Below are 26,306 nucleotides of genomic sequence, written 5' to 3' on the forward strand. Positions count from 1 at the left end.
CGCCCGAAAGACCGAACTCGATGTGATGCCACCCCACGAGTAGCCCTCAAGGTTCCGCTTCGGCCCGTCAAGCGAAATCCAGGCTGGTGACCGATAGAACCCGGCCCGCTGGGTACCGGCTACCCGATTCACATGGGGAACTCCGACCAACGCTTCCGGGCTCGAACCGCCCACCCCATGGACCCGAAGTTCCGTGACTGAAAAGTCGGTTGCCTCGGTCAGGTCTGAAACGTACTTCATCGTCTTCCCCTCATCGCCTCCCAGCGGCCTGCCATAGTCACAACCTACGCCGATTGGCAGCCCTTGACACCAACAATTTGGTCAGATCAGCCCAGAACGGTGCCCGACGTCAGGCTGGGTTGGCGCAGACGGGAGAAAGCAGCCAGATCGACTGTCTGGCCGGTCCGGGCACCCCGCACCTGGACTGGTTCGGTGTCATGGTCCTGGCCCCGTTCGGCCGCCTCGATGAGTTCGGCCAAGAAGATTCCGGCCATCGGGGCGTTCTTGAACTGATTGCCACTGGTACCACACGCCATATAGAAGCCAGCCAAATTGGACTTGTCATACAGCGGAACCCAGTCGTCGGAGGCGTCATAAAGCGCCGCCAGACCAACCGGCCGGGAAGGGATGCCCATCGCAGGGAGACGACGGGCGGCGCGATAGACGCTGCGCTCGAATCCCATGACCGTGGGATGAACGTTGAAATCAGCCGTATCGTCCACCCATTCGAGAGGATCACAGTCGGGCTCCGTTCCTCCGATGAGCAAGGTGCCACCGAGGTGGGGCCGAAAATAGGTGCCCAGGTTGAGGTCGGTGACGATGGTGCCCTCACCCATTCCGAATCCGGCCGAGGACTGAGCCACAAACACCTCCTGACGGAGCGGTCGGTGGTTGATCCTCATGTCGCCAGTCACCCCGGCCATGGCGTTGATCGAACCCGAATCAGGACCGCCAACGTTGATAACGATCGGACATTCGATCGACTCACCCGAGGCCAGGTCGACTCCGGATACGGCTCCACCCTGTTGACGAATGGCGACAACCTCTGACCTCAGACGCAAAGCCGCACCGTTATGGCGGGCAGCATTCATGAAATTGCCGGCAGCCAGCATCGGGTCGTCGATGAATCCGGCATCAGGGGTGAAGTACCCGCCGACCTCACCGACTGGGTCGGCGCCAAACTCGGGATCGTCGACGGACCTCGGCGGAAAGTAGTCGCCCACATCGAGCGCGGGATACCGCTCTTTGATCTCACCGGCGCCGAGTTCCTCATAGGGCACACCGACCGCGTCGAAGTGGCCGAGCACCTCTGGCCGGTTGGTTCCGGGAAAATCGAACACGAGGCATCCGGTCTGGACAAAGCGAGCCATTCCTGCCTGGTCCTCGATCCCGAGATGGTTGGAGAGGTCAAGCCACATGGCAGCTGACTCCCAGGCGGTCAACACGGAGTCATGAGTGGAGTAGTGGAACCGGATAATGGCACTTGAGGCGCTAGTCGAACCGGCCCCCACCCCGTCGCCGGCATCGACACAAATGACTGAGCGGCCGCGCCGGGCCAACTCGAACGTGATCGCCGAACCGATCACTCCGGCGCCAATCACCACCGCGTCTGCTTTGTCCGCCACGATTTGCTCTCTCTTGTCGAAACCTGGCTCTGAATCTACTCCCATCGAAGCGCGGGATCGGACCCGGCCTGACGGCGAATCCGGGCATATGACCTATCCTGGTGACCCATGTCACAGTTCATTCTCGCCTCTGGTTCGCCGCGCCGTCGCCAGCTGCTCTCCCAGCTCGGGCTTGAGTTCACCGTGCTCGCTCCGGATGTCGACGAAACGCTGCTACCCCAGGAACCGGCTGATGTCTATGTGCGACGGGTTGCCGAACTGAAAGCTGCCACCATCGCGGAGGGAATTGTCCTGGCCGCCGATACCACCGTGGTGCTCGATGGCAACGTGATGGGCAAACCCGGCGGGCCGGCCGAGGCCGTCGAGATGCTTTCGCGCCTTTCTGGTATGACCCACACCGTCTTCAGCGGGGTATGCAGCAACGGACCTGCCGGATTGTTGTCTGAGGTCGTCCGGACCGACGTCACCATGGCCGAGCTCACTCCCGGCCAGATCGACTGGTACGTGGCGACCGGCGAACCACTCGACAAAGCGGGCGCCTACGGGATGCAAGGGATCGGGATGGCGCTCGTTGCCGGCCTGGTCGGCAGTGTTTCGAATGTCATCGGGCTACCGCTCGATACGGCCGTCGACTTGTTGACCCGACAAGGCGTGGAGGTCATGCGTGGCTGACCAGCTCAAGATCGGCAACCTGGAGATCTCGCCTCCGGTGGTTCTCGCCCCCATGGCAGGGGTTACCAACTTGCCGTTCCGGGAATTATGCCGACGGTTCGGCGCGGGTTTGTATGTTTCGGAAATGCTCGGCGCCAGGGCCATCGTCGAAGAGGACGAGCGGACCCTCCACCTGGCGACATTCGGCCCCAATGAGACGACCAGGTCGATGCAGCTCTACGCCACCGATGCGGCCGCCGCCGGTGGTGCTGTGGAGCGTCTCATCGATCTCAAGGGAGTTCATCATGTCGATTTCAATTTTGGATGCCCGGCCCCGAAGGTAACCCGCCACGGTGGTGGGGCGGTCCTTCCATACCGGCATCGCCTCTACGGTGAGATCGTTCAAGCAGCCGTCAAGGCGGCTGGCACCGTTCCGGTCACCGTCAAGTTCCGGATGGGCATCGACGACGACCACCTCACGTTCATCCAGGCAGGCCGGATCGCCGAGGATGCCGGAGCATCCGCAGTCGCCTTGCACGCCCGAACGGCCGAGCAGCTCTATTCGGGCAGTGCCCGGTGGGAAGCAATCGGTGAACTCAAGCAGGCCATCACGACCATCCCGGTCCTTGGCAACGGAGACGTCTTCGAGTACGCCGACGCCCAGAAGATGATGGCCGAGACAGGTTGCGATGGCGTGGTGGTCGGACGAGGTTGTCTGGGACGACCGTGGCTGTTCCGAGAATTGGCGGAAGGATTCGCCGGGCTCCCGACGACCGCCCCGCCCACCCTTGGCGAGGTCGTCGACATCATGGCCGAACACGCTCAACTACTCATCGACTGGTTCGACGAACACCGGGGAATCAGGTCGTTTCGCAAACACACCTCGTGGTACCTCAAGGGCTATACCGTCGGCAAAGACATCCGCACCGGCCTGCACGCCATCGAGACAGTCGCCGACGTACGCTCCATGTTTGATGGCGTCGACCTAACCCAGCCGTTCCCCTCCGAGGCCGCTGCCATGCCACGGGGCCACACCCACGGACCGCGCCAAGTGAAAATTCCGTATGGGTACCTGGACGACCCTGAAGCCATGGGCCCGCTCAGCCCGGCTGCCGCAGTTGCAGTGTCCGGTGGGTGACCCGTTCGCACCCAAACCATCCGGCGGGTCAAGAAACGGCGAGGGACCCGGCTAGGATCTCTCAAGCGGGGGGGATCCGCGGTGACCCAACGATTGAGGCGTCGATGACAACCAACACTGGTGACGGCAGTTCCAACCAGGACGTCAACCACCCATCAGACCGACCGCTGATTCTGGTGGTCGAAGATGTCCCCGTCATCCACGACGTCATTGAACTCAGCCTCCGTGCACTCAAAGCAGAGTACGAATTCCTGGGAGATGGCAGTGCCGCTCTTGAGTGGCTCAAGCTGACGATTCCCGATCTTGTCCTCCTCGACCTGGCTCTACCTGGCACCGACGGGCGTGAAATCCTCCGCCAGATGCGGTCGTCCGACCGCCTGACCGACGTGCCGGTCATTGTCATCACGGCTCATGGACCTGGCATAGAACAAGAGGTGTTGAACCTCGGAGCGAGCGCCTATCTCGACAAACCGTTCTTGCCATCGGCCTTACGGGCGATGGCGAACGAGTTGCTTGGAGTCAACTGATTCATCGGCGCCTACACCGGCTCGAAACGAGCCGTAAAGTGGCGCAGCCAGGGCGCTTGCTCAGTGATCCTCAAGCCACGAATCTCACCGGCTCGTTCGGCAACGTCGATCATCACTTCCCCGACATAATCGATATGGCTCTGCGTATAGGTTCGTCGCGGGACTGCTAGCCGCACCAGTTCCATCGAAGCAGGAATCTCAGAACCGTCCTCCTGAGGTTTGCCGAACATGACCGACCCGATCTCGACCCCTCGGACCCCCCCATCGAGATATAGCGCCACAGCTAGTGCCTGGGCCGGATACTGGCTGGCCGGAATATGCGGTAACAGCGCGGCGGCATCCAAATAAACGGCATGCCCCCCGGCGGGCAGAACGATCGGCAATCCGGCGCTCGACACCTTCTCGGCAAGATATTCAGTCGAACGGATTCGATACTCCAGATAGTTCTCTTCGAGGGCCTCGTTGAGGCCTTGGGCGATGGCTTCGAGGTCGTAGCCGGCCAGACCTCCGTAGGTTGGGAAACCTTCCGTGAGAATCAACAGATTCCGACATTTGAGAGCCAGGTCGGGATCATTCATGGCGAGGAAGCCGCCGATATTCGACATGCCGTCCTTCTTGGCTGACATCGTGCATCCGTCTGCCAGAGAGAACATCTCGAGGGCGATCTCCCGGGGGGTCTTGTCTGCGTAACCCTCTTCCCGAATCTTGATGAACCATGAGTTTTCGGCGAAACGGCAAGCGTCCAGGAAGAAAGGTATGCCATATCGGTCACATACCGCCCGGACCGCCCTCAGGTTGGCCATCGAAACCGGCTGGCCGCCTCCCGAATTGTTCGTGACCGTGACCATGACGAGCGGCACCCGATCCACACCGACCTCTTCGATGGTGGCGACCAGGGCGTCCACGTCCATGTTGCCCTTGAAGGGGTGAATCAAGGAGGGATCAAGCCCCTCGGCGATCACCAGGTCGCGGGCTTCGGCTCCTTGAAACTCGACATTCGCCCTGGTCGTGTCGAAGTGAGTGTTGTTGGGCACGACGTCACCGGCCGAAACCATGGTCGTAAAGAGAATTCGCTCGGCGGCACGGCCCTGGTGGGTGGGGATCACCTCGGTGAGACCGGTAATGGTTTGTACCGTATCCTCGAACCGATAGAACGACCGGCTTCCCGCGTATGACTCGTCACCAAGCATCATCCCGGCCCATTGTTGAGCCGACATGGCTCCTGTCCCTGAGTCGGTGAGCAGATCGATGGTCACCTCCTCAGCACGAAGCCCGAATACGTTGTAGCCGGCTCTCTCGAGAGCTGACTGGCGGGTGGTGCGGTCGGTCAGGTCTATGGCCTGGACTGTGTGAATCCGAAACGGTTCGATGATGGTCCGATATGGCACGGTGGCCCTTTCGATGTGGATCCACCGAGTCTGTCACGTTGGCCCCGGCCATGTCGATGATTCGTATCCAACACGGTCCTAAGTCCCATAAGAAGCCTCTTATCCATGTATCAGGCAGGCCTTAGCGAGCCATAACGCCCGGCTCACATGGCTGTTCGATAGTGACATCAAGTACCCGACTCAGAAAGGAGTCCAACATGCGGAAAGTCACTGTCATTATGGCGACTGCCCTGACTGCTGCGGCCATCGCAATCCCGGGCATAGCAGGCGCCCAACCGGACACAACGACGGACGACACCACAACCGAGGCCCCGGATCGGACGTTCCGGCACGGAGGTGGAGCAGGGTTCGAGACGATTGCCGAAACCATCGGCATCACGTTCGACGAACTCCGCGCCCAGATTGCAGAAGGTCTCACCGTCGCCGAGATTGCAGACGCCAACGGAGTTAGCGCCGACGCGGTAGCCGAAGCCCTGGTGGCCGAGATGCAATCGCATATGGCTGAGCATGTAACCGACGGCTATCTCACCCAGGCCCAGGCTGACGAACGCCTGGCCACGGTAGGAGATCACGTCGACGACATCCTTAACGGGACTCTGCCAATGGGCGGACCAGGTGGCGGGTTCGGTGATGGGGCGCACTTGCGTGGTCCCGATGGCGACCGGGCAGGCATGCGCGGACCCGGTGAGGGTTTCGGAATGAGCTCGACGCTCCCTGATCTCCTCGGTATCGACGCACTCGAGTTGAGGACTCAACTCCAAGCGGGGGCGACGGTCGCCGAACTGGCAGACTCCAAAGGGCTGGCGGTTGACGAAGTGATCAGCACACTCGTTGCAGAAAGGACAGAACGCCTCGAGACGGCCGTCACCGACGACAGGATCACTCAGGAACAGGCCGATCTGGCACTGGCCGAGATGACCCAGCACATTACCGACATGGTGAATGGCGAGGTGCCCCTTGGACGAGGCGGTTTCGGACCTGACGGCTTCGGACCTGACGGCTTCGGACCCAACGGCGGTGGTCACAGAGACGGCTTCGGGCCCGACGGTTTCGCACCGGAGGGTGGTCGGCACGGTGGTTTCGGCCCCGGGCGGGCCATGGCAGACGCCTAACCGACTCACGAGTTGCTCACGATTCAGGAGGGCGGACCATTGGGTCCGCCCTCCTTTGTTGTTGCACCACCGCCCGTAGCGAACCAGCCCACCGAACGAGTGCGCATACGAGTTGCCCTAGCGAGTGTGGATGCACACTCGTCTGGGGACGGCGGGACCTACGAGAACGAGTGTGCATACGAGTTGCGATATGGAATGTGGATGCACACTCGTTCAGGCGGAAGTGGCAGCGGGCAGCGTTGGCGTTAACATGCCGATCCCCGAATGAGGCGTTATGGAACCCTGGCAACCAGACACCAACGCAGTCCGCGGCGGCATCGACCGCACCGGCTTCGAGGAAACCTCCGAAGCGCTCTTCCTCACATCAGGATATGTCTACGAGTCGGCCGAAGCGGCAGAAGCGGCCTTCGCCGGAGAGACCGACCGATTCATCTACTCCCGCTACGGGAATCCGACCATCCGCATGTTCGAGGAACGACTGCGACTCATGGAAGGTGGCGAGGCATGTTGGGCGACGGCCAGCGGCATGGCGGCGGTTTTCAACGCCCTACTCGCTCTTGTCGAGAGCGGCGATCGCATTGTGGCCGCTCGAGGTTTGTTTGGTTCCTGCTCCGTGATCCTCACCGAGTTGCTCCCCCGGTTTGGCGTCCACACAGACTTCGTCGACGGAACCGACCTCGATCAATGGGCGAACGCCCTGGCCACCCCGGCCAAGGCCGTGTTTTTCGAGACCCCATCCAACCCGATGTTGGAACTCGTTGACATCGCAGCCGTTTCGGAACTGGCCCACCAGGCCGGGGCAACCGTCGTCGTCGACAACGTGTTCGCCACCCCGCTACTCCAGAAACCGTTGGAGCTCGGCGCCGACGTCGTCGTGTACTCGACGACCAAACACATCGACGGGCAAGGTCGCACGTTGGGCGGGGCGATCATCGGAACCGAAGAGTTCATCTCACAGGATCTACAACCGTTCATGCGCCACACTGGCCCCTCGATGAGTCCATTCAACGCCTGGGTGGCACTCAAGGGGCTGGAAACGCTCCGTTTGCGGGTCGATCACCAAAGCCAGGCCGCATTACGCGTCGCCAGCTTTCTCGAAACCCGCGTGCCGCAGGTGCTGCATCCATTCTTGACGAGTCATCCGCAGCACCAGCTCGCCCGCCAACAGATGACCGGCGGTGGAACAGTGGTTACTTTCGAGGTGCCAGGTGGAAAGGAAGGCGCATTCGCCGTTCTGAATCGCCTCCGTATCATCGACATCTCGAATAACCTCGGAGACGCAAAAACGTTGATCACGCACCCGGCGACCACAACGCATCGGCGCCTCGGACCCGACGGCCGTGAAGCAGCCGGGATCAGCGACGGAACCCTCCGGATTTCGGTTGGCTTGGAGGACATCACCGACATCATCGCCGACCTCGAAGAGGCCCTGATTACCTAGTCGGTCGGCTTGTCCGCCCGCCTTGACATCGAACTCTTTGAAGGAAAACCGTTCCTGAACCATTTCGCCGCATTCCGCCTGGCTACAATCGATTGCAGAACGACGACGAAACAGGCCAAAAAGCCACCGGAAGGCAAACGAACATGAGTGAATTCCCACACAGGATCGGCTGGATAGGCACAGGGCGGATGGGATACGAATTGGTGTCGCGCCTTCTCAAGGCAGGCGTCGATGTCGGCGTGTACAACCGAACCCGTTCCAAAGCGGAGCCTCTCGCGGCGCTTGGAGCCCAGATTGTCGATACCCCCATTGAGTTGGCAGACCGGGACATCATTTTCACCATCGTGGCGAGCGGCAAGGATGTCGTCGACGTGACGACCGGACCCCAGGGCGTGCTGTCCGACCCGAATCGGCGGCCCTCGATAATCGTCGACTCGACCACCATTGACCCCCCGACCTCGGTCACATTACGCGAGAGTGCCGCGGCGCTCGGCGTGCAGATGCTCGCCGCACCCGTATCGGGCAACCCCAAGGTCGTTGCGTCCGGCGGACTCACCGTCGTGACATCCGGCCCTCGCGATGCCCACGACACCGCTCTTCCCTATCTCGAGTTGTTCGGCAAGGGCGTGACGTATGTGGGCGCCGATGAGCAGGCCCGATTGGTCAAGATCTGTCACAACGTAATGCTCGGAGTGGTCGCCCAGACCCTCGCCGAAATCACCGTGCTCGCCGAAGCCGGCGGCGTCGATCGTTCGGCCTTTCTCGACTTCCTCAATGACAGCGTGATGGGGTCGGTTTTCACCCGGTACAAGAGTCCGGCAATTGTCAACCTCGACTACACACCCACCTTCACCTGGCCCCTGCTTCGCAAAGACCTCGAGCTCGGCCTGTCAGCAGCCCATGACTACAACGTCCCCATGCCAACCACCGCCCTGGTGAATCAGATCGTGATCGACGGCATCGGTCAGGGATACGGCGAAGAAGATTTCATGGCGTTGCTCACCAAGACGGCTCGCGGCTCCGGCATGGAACTCAAGCCGGAGAACATCGAGTACGACGACGGCCTATAGCCCCGCGTAAACCGCCCCAGTCCCAGTAGCATCAACACATGATCTGGCTCCTCGGACTATTCGCGATCCTGGTTGCTGTGATCGTCATATGGGCGATGCTTAGAGAAGCCACCGGTCGAGGCGGGGAGCAAGAAGGCGACGCCGCCGAGATGGCCAGTCAGGTGATCGCCCAGAGCGCCGCCTTCCGCGTCGACCGGTCGCAAGACCACGCGGGGTGGGACGGGGTTGAGCGCTTGAAAGGTATCCAGGGAAACGACAGTGGCATGGGCGGCGGCTAGACCACGCCGTATAGCCAGAAGGACGACTGGTGCCTGCCTGACCAGGAGGTTCCTTCTGACCCGACCTATCCCTGGCCCGGAGAACATCGAGTACGACGACGGACTTTAGACCCTCGACAACCAGGCCCGACAAGGCGCATTCTGAGAACATGATGTGGTTCATCGGAATAATCGGGTTGTTGGTCGCAGCGCTCGTCGTTTGGGCGATGCTTCGAGAAGCCACCGGTCGAGGCGGCGAGCAAGCAGGCGACGCCGCCGAGATGGCCAGTCAGGTGATCGCCCAGAGCGCCGCCTTCCGCGGCGACCGGACTGATGACTATGAACGGTGGGACGGGGAAGAGAGGCTGAAGGGCATACAGGGAACCGACGCCGGAGCGGGCTGAGTTTTCCAGCTCACAAGGATGAAGACGACTGGCTTCGGCCACGCCAGGAAGTTACTCCTGACCCGACCTATCCCTGAGACGCGGCGAGTCCGGCCTCCGTGTCGGCCATCACTTCGCGGTGACCAAGGTCAAGTGTTTTGATCCAGCGTTGCTGACCTGAGGTCAACGCGATGAAGAATCCGAGTTCCACCAATTCCGGTTCGGTGAAATTGGCGTGGAGCTGTTCCCACACTGCATCGGTGGCGAGGCCGGCATCCCACACGATGGAGTCCGTGTAGCGCAAAGCAGCCTTCTCTCGTTCGGTGTACTTGTCGGACTTTTCGAACATGAGGAGATCGTCGTAGTGGTCTTCGGTGACATCGGCGTCGACCGAACGCTGGGCAGAGCAATATCCACAATTGACGGTCTTGGTGACGTACACCCGGCACAACTCTTTGGTTTCGTGGTCGAGAACCCCGTTGACAAACGTGTCCATCCAGGCCGCCGTGAACGTCTTGAGGACCGCAGGAACATGAGTCCGGATCGCCTGGCTCTCCGGGCGCGGGGTACCCACCCGACGCGCTCTATCGAGAATGGCCAGCGTCTCAGGATCGGTCACCTCGTCAAGGTTCGGGTATGAGATACGCGGCATAGATGGCTCCAATCGTCAGATGCCATGGTAGCTGCAAACGATTGCAGCCGGTCGGCTACCGGTGGGTTTCGGGCAGCCAGAGGAAGGCAGCGACCAACACAAACCCTGTCAACGCAACCGATGGAATGGTTGCAATAGCCTGGCCCGACCTCGCATAGAGCCAACCGGCGAGGAGCGGGGCAACCACAAACGCCGAGTCACCGGTCAGTCGAAAGACGCCAAGGCGATGGCCCAACGATCCACCGCTGAGGTCAGCGAGGATAGTCGTACCGACGTTGACCGTGACCGAACCCAAACTGACGAGCAGAATGGTTGCCCACCAAGCCCAGGTCGACTCACTGACCATCAGCATGGAAAGTCCGACAATCTGCACGGCGAGTCCTGGAAGAAGGGCGGGTCGTCGGCCAAACCTGTCTGAAACTTGCCCGGCCAACATGGCGCCGGCAAATCGGCCGACGGCTCCCAGGCCGAGAGCAATCCCAACTATCCCGACCGGAATTCCCAGCGGACCATCCGCCAGCAGCGGGATGAGCGTCTGGATGATGGCTGCACCGATCGAAAACTGAACCGCAGGCAATAGATACAGCACGGCCAGCACGAGAGGCGTCGCCCGGTCGTCGCCCAACTCCTCGTCACCGTCGACGGCCTCGCGAGCCGGGCCCCGCCATCGTAGGAACGGAATCGCGGTCATCCCCGCAAGGACTGATGCAAGTACCAGCGACCATCGCCAATCAAATATCCCCGCCAACACCCCACCCACCGCCGGGCCGACCGCCTGCCCTGTCAAGAGAGCGGCAGCCATGTACGACAGAGATTTACCGCGACGCGCCTTCGGGGCTCGGGCAAAGTAGGCCATCGAAGTTGTGAGCGTCCATGCCGATCCCGCCCCGGCTACGAAGACTCCAACAAAAGCGACCAGGGGCCGATGGGCAATGGCCAGAAGAGCACTGCCAACCATGACCAGCGAACCAGCAATCGCCATCATGAGTCCGGGCTTGACCCGATCGGACAGTCGACCCGCCGGAATGTCGGTCACGACTCTCCCGACTGCGAACATCGATGCCAGGGCGCCGACGCCGACCGAAGACAGACTGAGGTCCCTGCCAATCTGCGCAACGACCGGGATCCGGCTGAAGGCAGCGACCGTAATGACGAAAAGCCCGCCTGCGAGTCCTATGGAGAAGCCTCGAGAAGCGGTGACCGTGGTCAGGTTGCCACCAGTCCGGTGGAACCCCGGATCGAAAGCTTCGGCGTCAACTTCACCTGATTGATCTCTGGCGAGGAACTCCGCATGTTCAAGAGGAGCCGCCGGGCGGCCTCGGCGCCCATTTCCCGGTACGGGATCCGCACCGTCGTCAATCCGGGTTCCATCAGATCGACCAAAGGCATGTCGTTGTAACCAGTGACGGAAATATCCTCACCCACCAGGAGGCCCATGTCTCTGATGGCCCGGTACGCCCCGAGCGCCAGCAGATCATTTCCGGCTACCAGGGCGGTGAGATCGGGTCGTCGCTCAAGAAGTGTTCGGGCGGCAACGTATCCTGGCTCCACCTGAAACCAGTCAGCCTCTTCGATGTTGGATCGATCGGCGACCAATCCGAGCTTGTTCATCCAGTTGCTGAACGCTTCGCACCGATCGCGCCCGGTCGACAGTGACAGCGGGCCGGCAACATGCCCGATGGCGACGTGACCGAGGGCTTCGAGGTGCTCGACCGCCAGGCCAATACCGGCATGATCGTCGCCCAGAACGGATGGGAGGTTGACCCGTTCGGTAGTCCGGTTTACCAACACGATCGGAATATCTCCCGATGCCAGCGTCTCAAGAAGCACATCGTCGCGCGTGGCCGTCGCCAAAATGAGTCCATCAACCCGTCGCTCGACGAACGCCCGTATGGCTGAATCCGGATCCGGATGGTTTCGCTCGGTGTTGGCGATGAGCAGTGAATAGCCGTCTTCACCGAGCGCTGACTCGACGCCGGCGATGATTTGGCCGAACAGTGGGTTTTCGACATCAGGTATGACGATCCCGGCGGTCATGGTCTGGTTGGTGCGAAGACCTCGGGCCAGAGGATGCGGAGCATATCCGAGGCGATGGGCCGCCTCGAGAACGCGCTCGAGGGTTTCCCGGTTGACGACCGAACTGGTCAGGTCGTTGAGAGCTCGCGAGGCAGTCGACGTGTGGACACCCGCCTCGCGAGCTACATCCTTGAGAGTGGTCCGCTGAGCCATGGTCTTGTCTCCCCTAGTGGATGCCACGGAACGATACCGTCGGACTCCAAACTGGCGCTCTCCGAGTGTATTCCAGTGTACTACAATCGATTGCAGTCGCTGAAAGGACCCGACATGGCACGTATCAGTTTCCGGCTGCTGGAAACCATCGATGAACCCGATTGTCGGGAGTTTCTTGAAAGTGCCATGACGCACGGCAAGCCCGGTCCTGAATTTCAGGCAATTCGCGCCCATGTACCAGGCGTCATGAGGTCCTTCACCAGGACCCGGGAGTGGATCTACGACGAAGGATTCCTCGACTTCGACCTCAAGGAACTCATCCGGGCATACATCGCCATCTCCGGCGACTGCACCTACTGCTCGAATCAGGGTATCGCCCGAACCATCAACACCGACGACGACGAGCGCTTCGAAATCCTCAACTACGAACGGTCAGACAAATACTCCGACCGTCAGAAACTGGCCATGCGATATGCAGATGCCATCATGTGGAACCCCGATCTCGCCGATGACGCCATGTGGGTGGACCTCCACAACGAGTTCACCGAGGCCGAACTCGTTGAACTTGGCTACTGGGTGGGATTCACGTTCGGTGGTCAACGGTGGCTACGGACCCTCGGATCCAAGCAGGGTCAACTCCAAGAAGCGATTGATCAGGCACACGGCGAAACCGTGGTCGCCGGGCACAATCCGACGAGCGACTGATGGGACATCCTGAGGACTCGCTTGGTTTCAAACTCATAGGTCATTCGAATCTGGGGGGCAATGGCGACGGAATGCAGATCGCCCGTAACGGCGACGCGCTCTACGTTGCCCACTTCGGTCCCTCCCGACAGGGCACCTCGATCCTGGATATTTCAGATCTGACTTCGCCGCGTCTGGTCGACCAGTGGCCGGCACCCGATGGCGGCCACACGCACAAAGCAGTGGCGGCCGACGGACTACTACTTACAAACCATGAAGCGTTCCGGGGCGGCCCACCCGCTCGGGTCGGCATGGCCGTCTATGACACAACCGATCCGCTCGCCCCAACCGAGGTGGGCTTTTGGGATTCGACCGGGATGGGGGTTCACCGCATCTCTTACACCGGCGGGCGCTACGCCTACGTGTCATCGCGACCCACTGGATTCGTTGAGCGAATCTGGAACATCATCGACGTTTCCGATCCGACCAATCCCGTTGAGACCGGGCGCTGGTGGTGGCCCGGTATGGCAGACGGCGAAACCCCCGATTGGCCGGCGGACGAGGAACGATCCGTCCACCACGCCCTGGTCCATGGCAATCGCGCCTACGCCGGGTTCTGGAATTCGGGCATGGTCATCCTCGATATTTCCGACATGACAAGCCCTCAAACGATCTCACACCTCAACTGGGAGATCGGGGGACACACCCATACCTGTCTCCCTCTGCCGGACCGCAATCTTTTGGTCGTGACCGACGAAGCGGTCACCAACGGTTGCGAAGACGACCCGCACATGGTCCGGATCGTCGACATCAGCGACGAAACCAACCCGAAAGTGGTCGCGATCTGCCCGGTTCCCGAGGGTGACTTTTGCGATCGAGGCCTGCGATTTGGAGCCCATTGCCTGCACGAGAATCAGCCAGGGTCCTATCAGAGCCAGACACTCGTGTTCGCTACCTATTTCAACGGTGGCCTGCGGGTCTATGACATCGAGAACGCGGCCGAACCGGTCGAGATCGGCCACTACCTTCCGGACACGCCTGACGACCAACCGGCGGTTCAGATCAACGATGTCTGGGTAGACGCCGACCACACGGTCTTCATTACCGACCGGGTCAACGGGGGCCTCTACATTCTCAGGCCGGAGGATTGGCTGAGCAAGCGAATGACCGCCGCATACACCGAGATCGCCTAGTCAAAGGGCTAACCGGGCCCGAGCTCTGGGGTCAATCCCGCAGGTTGATCACGAGCTTGGCCGGGGCATGGCCGCTGCCGAGCAACTTGACCGCGTCCATCGTCTCATCGAGTGAGAACGTACGATGAATGGCGGGGGTGATCGAGCCGTCGGCCACCCAGTCGCCGATCTGTTGGAGATCCTGGCGCTTGGTGACGGCATTTATGTTCTTCGCCCGGCGGGTCCCGAAGGCGAATCGAAGCTTGGATCGGACGATATGGCCGATCGGACCGATAACCTTCCCGCCCTTCGGGCCGGTAACCAGGACGACGACGCCATCAGGCTCGAGCATCCGCGCGAGCTTCGATGGACGCTGGCTGCCGGCGTTGTCGAAGATGACATCGAAGTGCAGACCAAGATCGGTCACATCAGTCTCGGTGTAATCGATGACCTCGTCAGCCCCGAGCGAGCGGACCATTTCGACGTTTCGCCCGCTGCACACCGCACTCACGTGCGCTCCCATCAGCTTGGCGATCTGCACAGCGTACGTTCCCACACCACCGGCCGCTCCGTTGATCAGCACGCGTTGCCCTTGCTTCACACTTCCCACGTCCCGAAGCCCTTGGAGAGCGGTGATGGCGGCGACATTGAAGGTGGCGGCCTGATTGAAGTCGATACCGTCGGGCAGCGGCAACAGGAGCTGCGCCTTCGCCAGCGCATACTCGGCGCACGTGCCAGACCCGGCGCCATACACGGCATCCCCGGGACGGACCCCCTCGACACCTTCGCCGACCGATTCGACGATCCCCGCGACATCGACCCCGAACCCGGCACGTTTCGGCGCCCGGAGCCCGTTGATGAGCCGGACCAAGTAAGGCGTCCCGGTGAGGAGGTGCCAGTCGAGTGCATTGAGTGATGCGGCCCGCACCTCGATGAGGACCTGACCCTCGCCGGGCTCGGGTCGCTCGATCTCACGGAGTTCGAGTACTTCAGCCCCGCCGTAGCGACTTCTGGTGACAGCCTTCATGGTGCTCGAATCTACCTGCTGCGACCCGGCTACGTTGGTGGGGTACGATTTCTCGACCTGATCCTCGACGGCCTCGAACGATCGGAAGACTGACGCACCTATGCTGACGACCCTGGTCTCCGCCGAAGCCGGACACCACGCAGGCGCAGCTCAACGCGGGTTCGTATCCGATCCACGCACCACGATCACCGACTTGCCCAATGCGTTCCCTGCCTCGAGGTCCGCGATTGCGGCTGGGACCTCTTCGAGGCGGTAGCGGCAACCGACCGCCGGGCTCACCTGACCGGACGCCATGTACTCGGCGAGTCTCTCAATGTGCGTGTGACTCTCGGTGCTGATAAACATCGTGAGCCGCTGACTGACGAACGGTGACAACAGCATTGCGCGGAGTTGGCGTCCGATCCCGCCGGTGATATGCCCACCGCCTTCCCCACCGACGATCACCAGCGTCCCATTCTTCTTGAGAGCCTTGCGCAGACGGCGTAGCGGGTTGAGGCCGCCGGCGTCCAGGATCAGGTCGTACTGAGTGGTTCCGTCGAGATAATCGGTGGTCGCGTAATCAATCGCGTGATCGGCTCCGAGCGAGCGAACGAGGTCGAGCTTGCGACCGCTGGCGACGCCGGTGACATCGCCGCCGAGGGCCTTGGCGAGCTGCACGGCAAAAGTACCGACCCCACCGGAGGCACCAATCACCAGGACTCGTCGGCCCGGTTCGAGCTTGGCGACGTCCGTGAGGCCCTGGAGTGCGGTGATACCGGAGATGGCGGCGACGGCGGCCTGCTCGAAGGAGAGGTTGGCGGGTTTGTGAGCCAGCTTGCTCGCTTTGGCTGCGGCGAACTCGGCGTACGAGCCGCGTGCGATGCCGAAGACCTCATCGCCAACCTCGAACCGGCTCACGCTGCTACCAACTGCGACAACGCGGCCTGAAACGTCGAGGCCGGGGATCGGCGTCTTGGGCTTGGTGAACCCGAACCCAGCCAGACGCACCAGATAGGGCATTCCCATCATCAAATGCCAAACACCGCGATCGACGCCGGCGGCATGCACCTCGATGAGGACCTCGTCCGCCTCGATTCGCGGCGTCTCGATGTCGGTCAGCTGAAGCGTCTCGGCCGAGCCGAAGGCCCGCTGGACGATCGCCCGCATCGTGTTGGATCGCCGCTCTTCGCTCATGTCGGTGCTCCCCTGCTCGTTTGTTGTGGTCATCTTCATCGTCTCCTGAATCGACTCGAACCGTACTTAGTACGACTATCGTGTGGCGAAAGGTACTCGTACTTAGTACGATTGTCAAGAGCGCAACCGAAGTGGAGTGGACATGACCGACAAACCGCGAGACCCCCTCACGAGAGAGCGCGTCCTGGAGGGAGCGGTAGCGCTCGCCGACGAGATCGGCGTCGATGCCCTGACAATGCGGAAGCTGGCGGCAGCACTCGGCGTGAAGCCCATGACGATCTACCACCACGTGGACGGCAAGGAGGAGATCATCGACGGGATGGTCGACCTCGTCTTCAGCGAGATCGACCTCCCACCGACCGACCACGACTGGAAGTCGGCGATCAGGGAGCGTTGCCTCTCGGCGCGCCAGGCGTTGACTCGCCACCGGTGGGCGGCGCCCCTCATGGAGTCGCGGACGTCGCCAGGTCCGGCGACCATGAATCACCACGACGCCGTCATCGGGTGTCTTCGTCGCGGCGGTCTGTCGCTCCAGTTGACCGCCCATGCCTATGCCACCATCGACGCCTTCCTTTACGGCTTCGCACTCCAGGAGACCAGCCTTCCGTTTGAGGGCGGAACACCGGCCGTTCAACTCGACGAGTTGGCCGCCGGAATCGTCGCAGCATTTCCGGAAGGCGCCTACCCCAGCTTCCTCGAGTTCACGGTCGATCATGTACTCAAACCGGGATACAGCTTCGGAGCATCCTTCGAGTTCGGCCTCGACCTGATCCTCGACGGGCTCGAACGAGCATCGGTCGAGGGGCAGGTCGGCTGATCCGACCGCCTACCAGCTGATAGTTTTGGGGGCCAAGCCCTCGACCGACGTAGACGTCGAGAAACTTCCAAGCACAGGAGAACCACCGTGCCACAGATCACCCCCAACCTCTGGTTCGATACCGATGGATTGCCGGCCGCCGAGTGCTACGTTTCGGTGGCGGCCGCAGACGGGGCTGGCTAGCTACCGCTGCCGGCGCAGGTGGGATAACAACCGTGGGGGAACCGGCGCTCGCAAGGGCAGCGCAGGTGCCGGTGGCGGGAACGAGATTTGAGCAGGTGCCGGTGGTGGGAACCAGCCCCCCTACCCATCGCCTGCGGCGACGGGACCCTTCCCCCCGGACACTCGCGACGCTCGCTGGGGGACCGACCCCCGTATCGCGACTAGATGAATTGACCCTTGTCGATTTGGTCCACGGAGAACAGCCGATCGCGTAGGAAGACGAACTCGGTGAGCGCGTCGTCTTCGACGAACGAAGCAATCTTGGTAAGTCTGGCCTGAAACTGCTTAAGACGCTTGACCATGACAGCGTTCGGTTCGTCCTTGGCAGATTCTTCGACGAGCAACCTCTCGATGGCCGCCTGGTATTGGTCACATCCGTCGAGGGCACCGTATAGACCGGCTTCGAGGGCATCGGTTGCCGTGCTCATAGCGTCATAGGCGCTCATAGCCATTTCTCCCATCGCTTCCACCGGTAGGGCAGTTCGACGAACTCGGGCCCGGTGGCGTTTTCCAGTAGATCGAGCAGCGCCCCGAAGACCAGGCGACCTTGCTCAGGATGATCGGGTTCTCCAAATGGATTTCCCATCGGGAAACGCACGTAGGCGGCTCTCGAGACCCGCACCCCAAAGGTGATCTCCGGTCGCAGTGACAGGCTGACCGTTGGCATGCCGGCGCGTTCGATAGCTCCCTGAACCAGTCCCACGGACCGGTGGCACATCGGTCAGCCGGGTACCAGAAGAACGATATCGACGCCGGCGTCTGCGAACCGTGACGCGACAGCTGGTCCCGAAACGTCTTGGAGTTCGGACGGGTCGGGGTTGAAGCCCATCATTCCCATATGGAACGGAGCGGCCGCACCGACCCGACCGGCGGCCACAGCTTCGTTGAGACGATCAATCGGCAACACCACGTTCGGATCGATCTCAGCCGACGACGTGTCGTAGTGAGTATGGGTGAACCGTAATCTCGATTGATCAACGTCGTGGGGGATCTGGCGATAGCCGGCGTCACCGGCCACGGTTTCAACGTGGAACGGTGTCTGATCATCGAGATGCGCACCGGCCGTCGTCACCAGGGCCATCGTTGATTCGCTCAGCGGCTTCTTGAGCGGTTGAAAGGCGATCTCATCGTTGATCCGGTTGTTCTTTCCGTGATGGTTCGCCTCCACGAAACCGATCCAGGCATCGAATTTCTCCTGCAGACCGTCCGTATCGACTGGGTTGGGCATATTTGCTCCCTATTGGCGACTTATGCAATCGATTTCATAACTACGCTAGAACCTACACGAATCAGGAGCTCATATGACCACAAACCTCGGTTTCACGCCTTCAGAGAACCCGTTTGTCGTCGAACACGGCGGTTTTTATCGGCGTTGGTTCTCGATGATCGACGACGTCGATACGCTCATCGAAACGGTCGCCAAACTCGAAGGCACGACACAGGATCTTTGGGTGCCGGTGTGGAAGGAAGCCGGTGACCGTTACGAAGCCGACGGAGATCGACTCGAAGCGGCCGGTGACTACGCCGGTGCCCGGAAAGCTTATCTCCAAGCCAAGACGTATTTCGCCATCGGAAGATTTCCTCGCGAACTCAACGAGGTCAAAGCTGCCATCTCGGCCGACTGCGCCCGCGCCTATCGCAAAGCCTGTGCCCATCTCGACCCACCGGTCGAAATCGTCGAGATCCCCTACGGGGACGAGGTCATTCGTTGCCACTTCCGTACCCCAGATGTCGACCATCCCGTCCCCACCCTCCTCATCATGTGCGGAGCTGACGTCTTCAAGGAAGATCGCGGTTGGGCATCGGACTACGCCCTCGAACATGGCATGGCGTCCCTCGTAATGGACGGACCGGGGGTAGGAGAAAACCCGGTCCCGTGGTCACCGAACTCTGTGTCGGCCTGGGTCGCAGCCATCGAATATCTGGAGAATCGGCCCGAGGTCGATGCCGACCGGATCGGCGCCTTCGGAATCAGCCGGGGCGGATACTCGGTCATGCAGTTAGCCGGGACCATCCCCGATCGGTTGAAGGCGGTCGTGGCCAGCGCCGGCCATCCGTTCGGATACGTGATGAGCGACGAAGAACTCGACGCGTTTGTCGAACACGCCAATGCCCGGGCGACCTGGGTGTTCGGCGAACCAGGCGGACCTCCCTCGTTCTCACCAACCACGGCCGAAAACGAGCGAGAGAAATTCAAGACCTGGGCGTTGTCCGAGCAAGGACTGGTCGACAAGATCACTCAACCCGTCCTCATGATCAACGGCAAGCTCGATCATCTGGCTCCGATCGGCAACATCTACTTCATGCTGGAGCATGGACCGGCTACCGGGAAGGAAGCCAGGGTCTACGCCGATGCCGGCCACTGCGCGTTCAAGTATTTCGACGAGTGGGCACCAGCCAGCTTCGCGTGGCTCGCCGAGAAACTCAACAAGGCGTGAACTTCACAAAAGCCGCCCGCATATGATCGAATCCCTTGTCGGGCCGGCCTTTGGCCTGCTGACGGCTGTCTTCTTCGCGGCGGGATCAATCCTGGCCCGAATCGGTCAGCGCAACCGACCCGACGACGACGGGGTATTCATGACCGTGCTCGTCAACGTAGTCGTTCTGTTCCTGGCGACACTATTCGTCAAGCCACCGGAATGGAACCGGCAGGGCATCGTGGCACTCATCATCGGCGGCATCATCGGCACGGTGTTAGGTCGGACGTCACTTCTACGTACCGTCCGGCTTCTCGGGCCAAGCCGGGCGAGTGGGTTTGTGGTTGGCACGCCAGTCGTCGCAGCCATCGGTGGTTGGATCGTCCTCGGTGAGTCGATCACGCTCATCGAAGGGATCGGCGGCACGATCACCCTCGTGGGGTTCTGGCTGTTGGCCAGGGCTCGGTCCACCGGCAACCTCACCAACGAGAAACCTCCGGTCTGGTACTACCTGGTCGGACTGGGAGCGCCGGTCTTTTTCGGTACCGCCTTCGTCTTCCGCAAATACGGCCTGAACCTGTATCCCGATTCCTATCGGGGGGCTTTCATCGGAGCAGCAAGCGCCTTCCCGATCATCGTCCTCATTGATGCTTTCCGTGGGCAACTCGGTGAGCGGATTCGAACGAACTTCCAAACCGTCAACTGGTGGTTCGTCGCCGGCGGCGTGGCCACGGCGGGAGCGCTGCTAAGCCAGTTCACTGCCTTCTCGTACCTACCTGCTTGGGTCGTCGGCATCTTCGCCGGCACGCAGGGAATTTTCGCGATGATGTTGAGCAAGGCCTTCCTCAAGCATGACGACCACCTGGATCGCACAGCAATCATCAGCGTTGTGTTGTCTACGATCGGCGTCGTGATCATCAGCTGGAGCCAGGGAATCGGCGGATGAACGAAACATCAGTCGAGTTCTTCTCCGAAGGTGTAAGGATCTCGGGGATCCTGCGTACCCCCGACCGGCCGGGCAACCGGGGCGGAATCGTGCAAGGTCCCGGATGGTTGGGACTCAAAGACGCCCAACTATACGTCCCCTACCACGAGGCGCTCACGGCAGCCGGATTCACCGTCCTCATCTTTGACTACCGGGGGTTCGGCGATTCGGGTCCTGGCACCCTCTCGCCTTCCGACCAGCTTGCAGATCTCTCCAGTGCGGTGACCTTCCTGTCAACACTCGACGACATCGACCATGTCGGCGTCTTCGGATCCGGAGGCACCGGCGGAGGTAACGCCGTCCTGCTTGCCGCGGCCGACCGAAGGGTCACCTGCGCCGTGAGCCAGGTTCCGGTCGCCGACGGCGCAGACTGGTTGCGCCGGATGCGCGAGACCGACGACGAATGGCAGACCTTCTTGGCCCGACTCGACGCCGACCGGGTCCGACGGGTCCTCGTCGGGCGGGGTGCGAACGTTCATCCCCGTGAAGAAATCATGATTCCTTCCGCCGAACGGCGCTCGACGACGGTCAAAAAGGACGTTGATGGTCGGATCCCGGCCTCCGTGCCGCTGGCCGCAGCCGATGAGATTCTGGCGTATCAGCCGGGTGATGTCGCCGGCCAGGTCAGCGGGTTGATGGTGGTGGCAGTCGAAGACGACCTGGTGACCCCGACAGATCACGCCGAAGTATTGTTCGATGCCGCCGCCGCACCCAAGAAGCTCGTAATGCAGCACAACACGACGCACTATGCCGCCTACGGGCAATATGGGGACATCGTTATTCCCCTGATCGTGGCATGGTTCGAACGCCATATTGGCGGCCCGCAGGGTTCAGACGTGGAAAGAGTCGAGGTCGGATTATGAGACGAGTCATCAGCGGAGGGGACGTATTCATGGAAGGGGCACGCCGCACCCTCGACATCGTCATCAACGGCGAATCGATCGAGGCGATAGTGGCTCCTGGCACCGGCCCAGCCAACGTCGACGCGATCGATGCGACTGGTCTGGTCGCCATCCCGGGTGGGGTCGATGTTCATGTCCACACCCGCGAACCCGGCTACACCCACAAGGAAGACCTCATAACCGTCAGCCGGGCCGCGGCCGCCGGTGGTTACACGACCATTTTCGGCATGCCCAACCTGGATCCTCCGACGATGACCGCCGAGGACCTTGACTCCGTGTTGGGGATGTACAACGAGAAATGCATCGTCGATTACAACCACAACCCCGCCGCCAAGCTGATCGACGAGATCCCGGCGATGGCCGAGCGAGGGATCGCTGCCTACAAGATCTATATGGTCGTCGACACCGGTCGTACCTACCCTCACCCGGCGGCGATCGGGGTTCACGACCACGGCGAGCTATTAAGGGCCATGGAGGCAGTCGCCAAGACCGGACTGCGACTCATGGTCCACCCGCACGACCAGGCCATCATGGACGTGGTCGAGCAGGAGTTCTGGGCCAAAGGGGATCGAAGCCCGGCTGCGTACGGCAAGACGCTCGCGACCGGCGACGGCATCATCTGGGACACCGCCACGGCCACACTCTTACGACTCGCCGAAGCCACCGGATGCAAGCTGCACATCGTTCACGCCCAAACCATCCGCCAGATCGAGATGTTCAAAGAGGCTCGGGCCCGAGGCGTTGACGTAACCGCAGAGACCAACCATTGGGCGTTGTTCCTGGGTCGGATGAGCGATATCGAGGAGCAAGGTTCATACGTGCTCTCCTATATGGTCCCCGATCATCACCGGGAGGCGGTGTGGGGGGCGTTGGCCGACGGAACCATCAATATGATCTCGTCCGATCACGCTCCACATACGCGAGTAGAAAAAGAAGTTGGCTGGACCGACGCCTGGGCTGCCCATACCGGAACCCCAGGAATCCAAGAGCAACTCCCCCTCATGATCAACGCCATGCACGAGGGCCGCATCACCCTGGATCGCCTCGTCGATCTGGTCTCGACGGCCCCGGCCCGGGTGTTTGGGCTGAAGAAGAAGGGTTCGTTGGCACCGGGATCCGATGCCGACATCGCCTTGCTCGACCTCGACAAGGTCTGGACGATCACCAACGAGGGCGTACAGTCAAAGATCGGCTGGACACCTTATGACGGACGAAAAATCAAGGGTGCCGTTGCCCATACGATGGTACGGGGCACCGATGTTTGGGCCAACGGCGCGGTGGTCGGAGAGCCCGGTCACGGACGGTTCGTCAGGTCGGAGGGACACCTATGAAATTTGGACTACTGCTGCCACACTTCGGGGAATACGCCGATAAGAACGCAATCTTGGACGGAGCGCGACTCGCCGAGGAGCTCGGATTCGATTCGGTTTGGGTGCGAGATCATCTGCTGTTTGAACCTCACGGCGAGTTCGAGTCGGCCGCCACCGACTTCTACGAACCCCTCACCGTTCTGACCGCCGTCGGTGCCGTCACCAAACAGATCACCTTGGGAACCGCCACCCTTATCCCCTACCGGCATCCGCTGGTCACTGCCTTCACCCTGGCGTCGATGACCCACATGTTCGGTAATCGCATCATTGCCGGCTGGGGTGCGGGTACCTTCGATCACGAATTCGACGCAGTTGGAATGGGCGGTATCTTCCGCCCAGAACTCGTCGAATCGAACGCCCGGATCTTCGAGAAGGTCTGGGCCGAGAACGATGTCACCTACTCCGATGATCACTTCTCGTTCGAGAACGTAAATCTGTTTCCGAAGCCGACCGGAAAGATTCCCTTTTGGTACGGCGGGGCAACACCGGCTTCGGCCCGCCGGGCCGCGGAGTATTGCGACGGGTGGATGCCGGGTCGCATCACCCTCAAGACCATTGAGAAGCGAGTGGCGGCCATGGCTGGGCTCGTGGCCGAGAACGGTCGGCCAATGCCAACCGTCGGAGTGGTGCCGCCAACCACGATCGCCGCCACCGAAGCCGAAGCCTGGGCAGGCACGAGCGTGGAGGGCTTGTTGAAGTGGGCCAACGATCGTGGCAAATGGTGGGTCAAGCCTGAATCAGGCGTGTTCGAGACCGCCGCCGACATCGAGGGCTCTCTGATCGCAGGAACTCCGGACCAGGTGACCGAGGCGACCGCCAAATTCGCCAAGGTTGGCGTCGACCACCTGGTGTTCGATCTTCGTCTCAGCTACGACCGCTGGCTACCGAGCATCAAACTCCTCGGGAAAGAAGTCATTCCCCATCTGAGGTAATCACTACCCCCCATATCAACCCAGGGACTGTCCCCATGGCGGACCCTGGACTGACCTCGCATACTTGCGGGCATGACCACCACAGATACCAGCCATAAAAAGAGCCCGATTCAGCTGTTCGGCGCCCTCGCCGTCGCGTTGGTGAGCGGAGCGGCGGCTTTGGGTCTGGCGATCTTCGGTGCCATCGTCATCAGTGGCTGCGTCGTGGACTGTGGGCCGTCCGATCTGGGTGGGGGCATCCCTCTGTTCGTTGCGGCAACGGTCTCCGGGGCTACCTCGATAGGATCGGTTTACTGGATATTCAGCACCGGTCGGAAGCGGACCGGGTGGGTCTTGACAATCTCAGCAATCGCACTCGGCATCCCGCTGGCAATCTGGGCGGCGATCCTCAGTCGCTAAACCCGGAAAATCGCTGAACAAATCTCGACCCTGGCTTGCCTCTTGCTATATCGATTCGATATACTCGTATATATCGGATCGATATATGATTGAAACAGCGATACTCGGACTACTAAACGAAGGCGACGCCCATGGCTATGGGCTACATCGCCGTCTCATCGAGATGGGCTTCTGGCGAGTCTCATTTGGCTCCGTCTATCCCGCCTTGCGAAAACTCAAGTCGGCCGGCGCAATCGAAGTTGCCGACACCAAAGACGACCGGGGCCGAAAGCAATACCGACTGACCGACATGGGACGCCAACTGCTGATCACCCAACTCGCCGACATGGACACGGTCGACAACACCAGCGGATTCCGAGTACGTCTCACCTTCCTCGACCTGCTTTCCGGGCAGGATCGGGTGGCCGTCCTGGCCAAGCGAGCGGAAATCCTGAGAGACCGCATCAAGGCTGCCAGGGCAAGCATCGCCGAAAGCACCCGATCTTTTTACGCGAGAGCCGAGATCGAACATCGAGCCGATTCCATGGAGCGAGATGTCGCCTGGGTCGAAGGTTTAATAATGCAAGAAACGAAGGGAACATAATGACGGACAAGGTTCGTGTAGCGATTGTCGGCGTTGGGAACTGCGCCAATTCATTGATCCAGGGTATTGAGTACTACCGCGACGCCGATCCAGGCGACGACGTGCCAGGACTCATGCACGTGAATCTTGGCGGGTATCACATCTCCGACATCGAGTTCGTGGCGGCGTTCGACGTTGACAGCAACAAGGTCGGCGTCGATCTCTCCAAAGCCATGTGGGCAGGCGAGAACAACACGATTCAGTTTGCCCAGGTCTCTCAACTCGACGTGGAGGTACAGCGGGGTCCTACCCTCGATGGTCTCGGCAAGTACTACCTGGCCACCGTTGAAGAGTCGGCCGCCAAGCCGGTTGACGTTGCCGCCGCGTTGAGGGCCGCCGAGGCTGACGTGCTCGTCTCGTACCTTCCGGTCGGCTCCGAAGATGCCAGCCGCTTCTACGCCCAAGCAGCCATCGATGCAGGCGTAGCGTACGTGAACTGCATCCCGGCGTTCATCGCATCTGATCCAGTATGGGCTCAGAAATTCGTTGACGCCGGCGTTCCAATCGTTGGAGACGACATCAAGTCACAGGTCGGTGCGACGATCATCCACCGGGTCCTGTCACGACTGTTCGAAGATCGTGGCGTCAAGGTTGAACGGACCAGTCAGCTGAACGTCGGCGGCAACATGGACTTCAAGAACATGCTTGAGCGTGAGCGTCTCGAATCGAAGAAGATCTCCAAGACCCAAGCCGTGACCTCCCAGATCGAGCACGGAATCGCCAAAGACGACGTCCACATCGGCCCGTCCGACCACGTTCCATGGCTGACCGATCGCAAGTGGGCCTACATTCGGATCGAGGGCAAGTCCTTCGGCGATGTGCCTTTGAACGTCGAACTCAAGCTTGAAGTGTGGGACTCCCCGAACTCGGCCGGGGTGGTAATCGACGCCGTGCGCTGTGCCAAGATTGCTCTCGACCGGGGCATCGGCGGCCCCCTGCTGGCAGCTTCTTCGTACTTTATGAAGAGTCCCGCCATCCAGTACAAAGACGAGCAGGCTCACGCCAACCTTGAGGCGTTCATCGCCGGCCATGATGTGACCGGAGCCGATCTGGAGCAGTACCTGGCCTAACCGGCGCCAACAACCGAAGAGACAGAATGGGGTTGGATCAG

28 protein-coding genes and 2 pseudogenes are annotated in these 26,306 nt (G+C 61.1%); 19 read left to right on the plus strand and 11 right to left on the minus strand.

Annotation, left to right across the window (positions count from 1 at the left end):
- Together JJE47_02495 and JJE47_02500 are read right to left on the minus strand one after the other, a co-directional pair.
- Nucleotides 1-240: hypothetical protein (locus JJE47_02495; protein MBK5266278.1), on the minus strand; the 240-nt coding region annotated here is incomplete at its 3' end.
- Between the two features lie 86 nt (nt 241-326).
- Nucleotides 327-1,670, minus strand: a complete 1,344-nt coding sequence (locus tag JJE47_02500; GenBank protein MBK5266279.1) for an FAD-binding oxidoreductase — start codon at nt 1,668-1,670, stop codon at nt 327-329.
- A gap of 63 nt (nt 1,671-1,733) precedes the next feature.
- On the opposite strand from JJE47_02500, the gene maf reads away from it, so the two are divergent.
- The 3 genes from maf (at nt 1,734) to JJE47_02515 (ending at nt 3,941) form a co-directional block, all read left to right on the plus strand.
- Nucleotides 1,734-2,297 carry a septum formation protein Maf gene (gene maf / locus JJE47_02505; GenBank protein ID MBK5266280.1) on the plus strand — a complete coding sequence of 188 codons (564 nt, stop codon included), beginning with the start codon at nt 1,734-1,736 and terminating at the stop codon, nt 2,295-2,297.
- A gap of 52 nt (nt 2,298-2,349) precedes the next feature.
- On the plus strand, nt 2,350-3,414 hold the full coding sequence (dusB, locus tag JJE47_02510) for a tRNA dihydrouridine synthase DusB (GenBank protein ID MBK5266281.1): 1,065 nt from the start codon (nt 2,350-2,352) through the stop codon (nt 3,412-3,414).
- 104 nt (nt 3,415-3,518) lie between these two features.
- On the plus strand, nt 3,519-3,941 hold the full coding sequence (locus JJE47_02515; GenBank protein MBK5266282.1) for a response regulator transcription factor: 423 nt from the start codon (nt 3,519-3,521) through the stop codon (nt 3,939-3,941).
- Nucleotides 3,942-3,952: 11 nt separating this feature from the next.
- Here JJE47_02515 and JJE47_02520 read toward each other — a convergent pair whose 3' ends face one another.
- Nucleotides 3,953-5,329: a tryptophanase gene (locus JJE47_02520; GenBank protein ID MBK5266283.1), complete on the minus strand. Its 1,377-nt coding sequence runs from the start codon at nt 5,327-5,329 to the stop codon at nt 3,953-3,955.
- A 959-nt stretch (nt 5,330-6,288) separates the two neighbouring features.
- Here JJE47_02520 and JJE47_02525 point away from each other — a divergent pair.
- From JJE47_02525 to JJE47_02545, 5 genes and pseudogenes are all read left to right on the plus strand, one after another.
- Nucleotides 6,289-6,396 (plus strand): annotated as a pseudogene (locus JJE47_02525) (ATP-dependent Clp protease ATP-binding subunit).
- Nucleotides 6,397-6,715: 319 nt separating this feature from the next.
- Nucleotides 6,716-7,882: an O-succinylhomoserine sulfhydrylase gene (locus JJE47_02530; GenBank protein MBK5266284.1), complete on the plus strand. Its 1,167-nt coding sequence runs from the start codon at nt 6,716-6,718 to the stop codon at nt 7,880-7,882.
- Nucleotides 7,883-8,040: 158 nt separating this feature from the next.
- A pseudogene (locus JJE47_02535) lies at nt 8,041-8,952 on the plus strand (NAD(P)-dependent oxidoreductase).
- A gap of 38 nt (nt 8,953-8,990) precedes the next feature.
- Nucleotides 8,991-9,230: a hypothetical protein gene (locus JJE47_02540; protein MBK5266285.1), complete on the plus strand. Its 240-nt coding sequence runs from the start codon at nt 8,991-8,993 to the stop codon at nt 9,228-9,230.
- A 149-nt stretch (nt 9,231-9,379) separates the two neighbouring features.
- The gene (locus JJE47_02545) at nt 9,380-9,613 is read left to right on the plus strand and encodes a hypothetical protein (GenBank protein MBK5266286.1); all 234 of its coding nucleotides are present in this window, start codon (nt 9,380-9,382) and stop codon (nt 9,611-9,613) included.
- Nucleotides 9,614-9,680: 67 nt separating this feature from the next.
- Here JJE47_02545 and JJE47_02550 read toward each other — a convergent pair whose 3' ends face one another.
- Genes JJE47_02550 through JJE47_02560 form a run of 3 tightly spaced genes read right to left on the minus strand, consistent with a single transcriptional unit; the run spans nt 9,681 to nt 12,473 of the window.
- Nucleotides 9,681-10,244: a carboxymuconolactone decarboxylase family protein gene (locus JJE47_02550; protein ID MBK5266287.1), complete on the minus strand. Its 564-nt coding sequence runs from the start codon at nt 10,242-10,244 to the stop codon at nt 9,681-9,683.
- Between the two features lie 55 nt (nt 10,245-10,299).
- A complete protein-coding gene (locus tag JJE47_02555) occupies nt 10,300-11,454 on the minus strand; it encodes an MFS transporter (GenBank protein ID MBK5266288.1) in 1,155 nt (384 codons plus the stop codon).
- Nucleotides 11,451-12,473 (minus strand): LacI family DNA-binding transcriptional regulator, encoded by a 1,023-nt coding sequence (locus JJE47_02560; GenBank protein MBK5266289.1) that lies wholly within the window; start codon nt 12,471-12,473, stop codon nt 11,451-11,453. The genes JJE47_02555 and JJE47_02560 overlap by 4 nt, the downstream gene beginning before the upstream one ends.
- A 114-nt stretch (nt 12,474-12,587) precedes the next feature.
- Between JJE47_02560 and JJE47_02565 the strand changes: the two genes are divergently transcribed.
- Together JJE47_02565 and JJE47_02570 are read left to right on the plus strand one after the other, a co-directional pair.
- Nucleotides 12,588-13,178, plus strand: coding sequence for a carboxymuconolactone decarboxylase family protein (locus tag JJE47_02565; protein MBK5266290.1), 591 nt, complete (start codon nt 12,588-12,590; stop codon nt 13,176-13,178).
- Nucleotides 13,178-14,350 (plus strand): hypothetical protein, encoded by a 1,173-nt coding sequence (locus JJE47_02570; GenBank protein MBK5266291.1) that lies wholly within the window; start codon nt 13,178-13,180, stop codon nt 14,348-14,350. Before JJE47_02565 ends, JJE47_02570 begins: the two co-directional genes overlap by 1 nt.
- A 31-nt stretch (nt 14,351-14,381) precedes the next feature.
- Here JJE47_02570 and JJE47_02575 read toward each other — a convergent pair whose 3' ends face one another.
- Together JJE47_02575 and JJE47_02580 are read right to left on the minus strand one after the other, a co-directional pair.
- On the minus strand, nt 14,382-15,356 hold the full coding sequence (locus tag JJE47_02575) for an NAD(P)-dependent alcohol dehydrogenase (GenBank protein MBK5266292.1): 975 nt from the start codon (nt 15,354-15,356) through the stop codon (nt 14,382-14,384).
- Between the two features lie 150 nt (nt 15,357-15,506).
- A complete protein-coding gene (locus tag JJE47_02580; protein MBK5266293.1) occupies nt 15,507-16,502 on the minus strand; it encodes an NAD(P)-dependent alcohol dehydrogenase in 996 nt (331 codons plus the stop codon).
- 169 nt (nt 16,503-16,671) lie between these two features.
- Here JJE47_02580 and JJE47_02585 point away from each other — a divergent pair, with 169 nt between their 5' ends.
- Complete coding sequence (locus tag JJE47_02585) at nt 16,672-17,346, plus strand: TetR/AcrR family transcriptional regulator C-terminal domain-containing protein (GenBank protein ID MBK5266294.1); 675 nt, start codon at nt 16,672-16,674, stop codon at nt 17,344-17,346.
- 383 nt (nt 17,347-17,729) lie between these two features.
- Here JJE47_02585 and JJE47_02590 read toward each other — a convergent pair whose 3' ends face one another.
- From JJE47_02590 to JJE47_02600, 3 genes are read right to left on the minus strand one after another with little or no spacing between them, the layout of a single operon-like run.
- On the minus strand, nt 17,730-18,014 hold the full coding sequence (locus JJE47_02590) for a hypothetical protein (GenBank protein MBK5266295.1): 285 nt from the start codon (nt 18,012-18,014) through the stop codon (nt 17,730-17,732).
- A complete protein-coding gene (locus JJE47_02595; GenBank protein ID MBK5266296.1) occupies nt 18,011-18,286 on the minus strand; it encodes a hypothetical protein in 276 nt (91 codons plus the stop codon). The genes JJE47_02590 and JJE47_02595 overlap by 4 nt, the downstream gene beginning before the upstream one ends.
- A gap of 3 nt (nt 18,287-18,289) precedes the next feature.
- Nucleotides 18,290-18,796 (minus strand): hypothetical protein, encoded by a 507-nt coding sequence (locus JJE47_02600; GenBank protein ID MBK5266297.1) that lies wholly within the window; start codon nt 18,794-18,796, stop codon nt 18,290-18,292.
- A 73-nt stretch (nt 18,797-18,869) separates the two neighbouring features.
- On the opposite strand from JJE47_02600, the gene JJE47_02605 reads away from it, so the two are divergent.
- The 8 genes from JJE47_02605 (at nt 18,870) to JJE47_02640 (ending at nt 26,265) form a co-directional block, all read left to right on the plus strand.
- Complete coding sequence (locus tag JJE47_02605) at nt 18,870-20,006, plus strand: alpha/beta hydrolase (protein ID MBK5266298.1); 1,137 nt, start codon at nt 18,870-18,872, stop codon at nt 20,004-20,006.
- A gap of 22 nt (nt 20,007-20,028) precedes the next feature.
- Nucleotides 20,029-20,931 (plus strand): DMT family transporter, encoded by a 903-nt coding sequence (locus tag JJE47_02610; GenBank protein MBK5266299.1) that lies wholly within the window; start codon nt 20,029-20,031, stop codon nt 20,929-20,931.
- A complete protein-coding gene (locus JJE47_02615; GenBank protein ID MBK5266300.1) occupies nt 20,928-21,833 on the plus strand; it encodes an alpha/beta fold hydrolase in 906 nt (301 codons plus the stop codon). The genes JJE47_02610 and JJE47_02615 overlap by 4 nt, the downstream gene beginning before the upstream one ends.
- Nucleotides 21,830-23,203, plus strand: a complete 1,374-nt coding sequence (locus tag JJE47_02620) for a dihydroorotase family protein (GenBank protein MBK5266301.1) — start codon at nt 21,830-21,832, stop codon at nt 23,201-23,203. Before JJE47_02615 ends, JJE47_02620 begins: the two co-directional genes overlap by 4 nt.
- Nucleotides 23,200-24,174: an LLM class flavin-dependent oxidoreductase gene (locus tag JJE47_02625; GenBank protein ID MBK5266302.1), complete on the plus strand. Its 975-nt coding sequence runs from the start codon at nt 23,200-23,202 to the stop codon at nt 24,172-24,174. Before JJE47_02620 ends, JJE47_02625 begins: the two co-directional genes overlap by 4 nt.
- Nucleotides 24,175-24,246: 72 nt before the next feature.
- Nucleotides 24,247-24,573, plus strand: coding sequence for a hypothetical protein (locus tag JJE47_02630; GenBank protein ID MBK5266303.1), 327 nt, complete (start codon nt 24,247-24,249; stop codon nt 24,571-24,573).
- Nucleotides 24,574-24,658: 85 nt separating this feature from the next.
- Nucleotides 24,659-25,156: a PadR family transcriptional regulator gene (locus tag JJE47_02635; GenBank protein MBK5266304.1), complete on the plus strand. Its 498-nt coding sequence runs from the start codon at nt 24,659-24,661 to the stop codon at nt 25,154-25,156.
- Nucleotides 25,156-26,265 (plus strand): inositol-3-phosphate synthase, encoded by a 1,110-nt coding sequence (locus tag JJE47_02640; protein ID MBK5266305.1) that lies wholly within the window; start codon nt 25,156-25,158, stop codon nt 26,263-26,265. The genes JJE47_02635 and JJE47_02640 overlap by 1 nt, the downstream gene beginning before the upstream one ends.
- Nucleotides 26,266-26,306 lie beyond the last annotated feature (41 nt).

It is taken from the genome of Acidimicrobiia bacterium (assembly GCA_016650365.1).
GTDB lineage: Bacteria > Actinomycetota > Acidimicrobiia > Spongiisociales > JAENVV01 > JAENVV01.

Bases quoted from the DNA above. Each gene is read 5' to 3' on its own strand.
- JJE47_02500 (MBK5266279.1), bottom strand. From the start codon at position 1,670: ATGGGAGTAGATTCAGAGCCAGGTTTCGACAAGAGAGAGCAAATCGTG.
- maf (MBK5266280.1), top strand. From the start codon at position 1,734: ATGTCACAGTTCATTCTCGCCTCTGGTTCGCCGCGCCGTCGCCAGCTG.
- dusB (MBK5266281.1), top strand. From the start codon at position 2,350: ATGGCAGGGGTTACCAACTTGCCGTTCCGGGAATTATGCCGACGGTTC.
- JJE47_02515 (MBK5266282.1), top strand. From the start codon at position 3,519: ATGACAACCAACACTGGTGACGGCAGTTCCAACCAGGACGTCAACCAC.
- JJE47_02530 (MBK5266284.1), top strand. From the start codon at position 6,716: ATGGAACCCTGGCAACCAGACACCAACGCAGTCCGCGGCGGCATCGAC.
- JJE47_02540 (MBK5266285.1), top strand. From the start codon at position 8,991: ATGATCTGGCTCCTCGGACTATTCGCGATCCTGGTTGCTGTGATCGTC.
- JJE47_02545 (MBK5266286.1), top strand. From the start codon at position 9,380: ATGATGTGGTTCATCGGAATAATCGGGTTGTTGGTCGCAGCGCTCGTC.
- JJE47_02550 (MBK5266287.1), bottom strand. From the start codon at position 10,244: ATGCCGCGTATCTCATACCCGAACCTTGACGAGGTGACCGATCCTGAG.
- JJE47_02560 (MBK5266289.1), bottom strand. From the start codon at position 12,473: ATGGCTCAGCGGACCACTCTCAAGGATGTAGCTCGCGAGGCGGGTGTC.
- JJE47_02565 (MBK5266290.1), top strand. From the start codon at position 12,588: ATGGCACGTATCAGTTTCCGGCTGCTGGAAACCATCGATGAACCCGAT.
- JJE47_02570 (MBK5266291.1), top strand. From the start codon at position 13,178: ATGGGACATCCTGAGGACTCGCTTGGTTTCAAACTCATAGGTCATTCG.
- JJE47_02575 (MBK5266292.1), bottom strand. From the start codon at position 15,356: ATGAAGGCTGTCACCAGAAGTCGCTACGGCGGGGCTGAAGTACTCGAA.
- JJE47_02580 (MBK5266293.1), bottom strand. From the start codon at position 16,502: ATGCGGGCGATCGTCCAGCGGGCCTTCGGCTCGGCCGAGACGCTTCAG.
- JJE47_02585 (MBK5266294.1), top strand. From the start codon at position 16,672: ATGACCGACAAACCGCGAGACCCCCTCACGAGAGAGCGCGTCCTGGAG.
- JJE47_02590 (MBK5266295.1), bottom strand. From the start codon at position 18,014: ATGAGCGCCTATGACGCTATGAGCACGGCAACCGATGCCCTCGAAGCC.
- JJE47_02595 (MBK5266296.1), bottom strand. From the start codon at position 18,286: ATGTGCCACCGGTCCGTGGGACTGGTTCAGGGAGCTATCGAACGCGCC.
- JJE47_02600 (MBK5266297.1), bottom strand. From the start codon at position 18,796: ATGCCCAACCCAGTCGATACGGACGGTCTGCAGGAGAAATTCGATGCC.
- JJE47_02605 (MBK5266298.1), top strand. From the start codon at position 18,870: ATGACCACAAACCTCGGTTTCACGCCTTCAGAGAACCCGTTTGTCGTC.
- JJE47_02610 (MBK5266299.1), top strand. From the start codon at position 20,029: ATGATCGAATCCCTTGTCGGGCCGGCCTTTGGCCTGCTGACGGCTGTC.
- JJE47_02615 (MBK5266300.1), top strand. From the start codon at position 20,928: ATGAACGAAACATCAGTCGAGTTCTTCTCCGAAGGTGTAAGGATCTCG.
- JJE47_02620 (MBK5266301.1), top strand. From the start codon at position 21,830: ATGAGACGAGTCATCAGCGGAGGGGACGTATTCATGGAAGGGGCACGC.
- JJE47_02625 (MBK5266302.1), top strand. From the start codon at position 23,200: ATGAAATTTGGACTACTGCTGCCACACTTCGGGGAATACGCCGATAAG.
- JJE47_02630 (MBK5266303.1), top strand. From the start codon at position 24,247: ATGACCACCACAGATACCAGCCATAAAAAGAGCCCGATTCAGCTGTTC.
- JJE47_02635 (MBK5266304.1), top strand. From the start codon at position 24,659: ATGATTGAAACAGCGATACTCGGACTACTAAACGAAGGCGACGCCCAT.
- JJE47_02640 (MBK5266305.1), top strand. From the start codon at position 25,156: ATGACGGACAAGGTTCGTGTAGCGATTGTCGGCGTTGGGAACTGCGCC.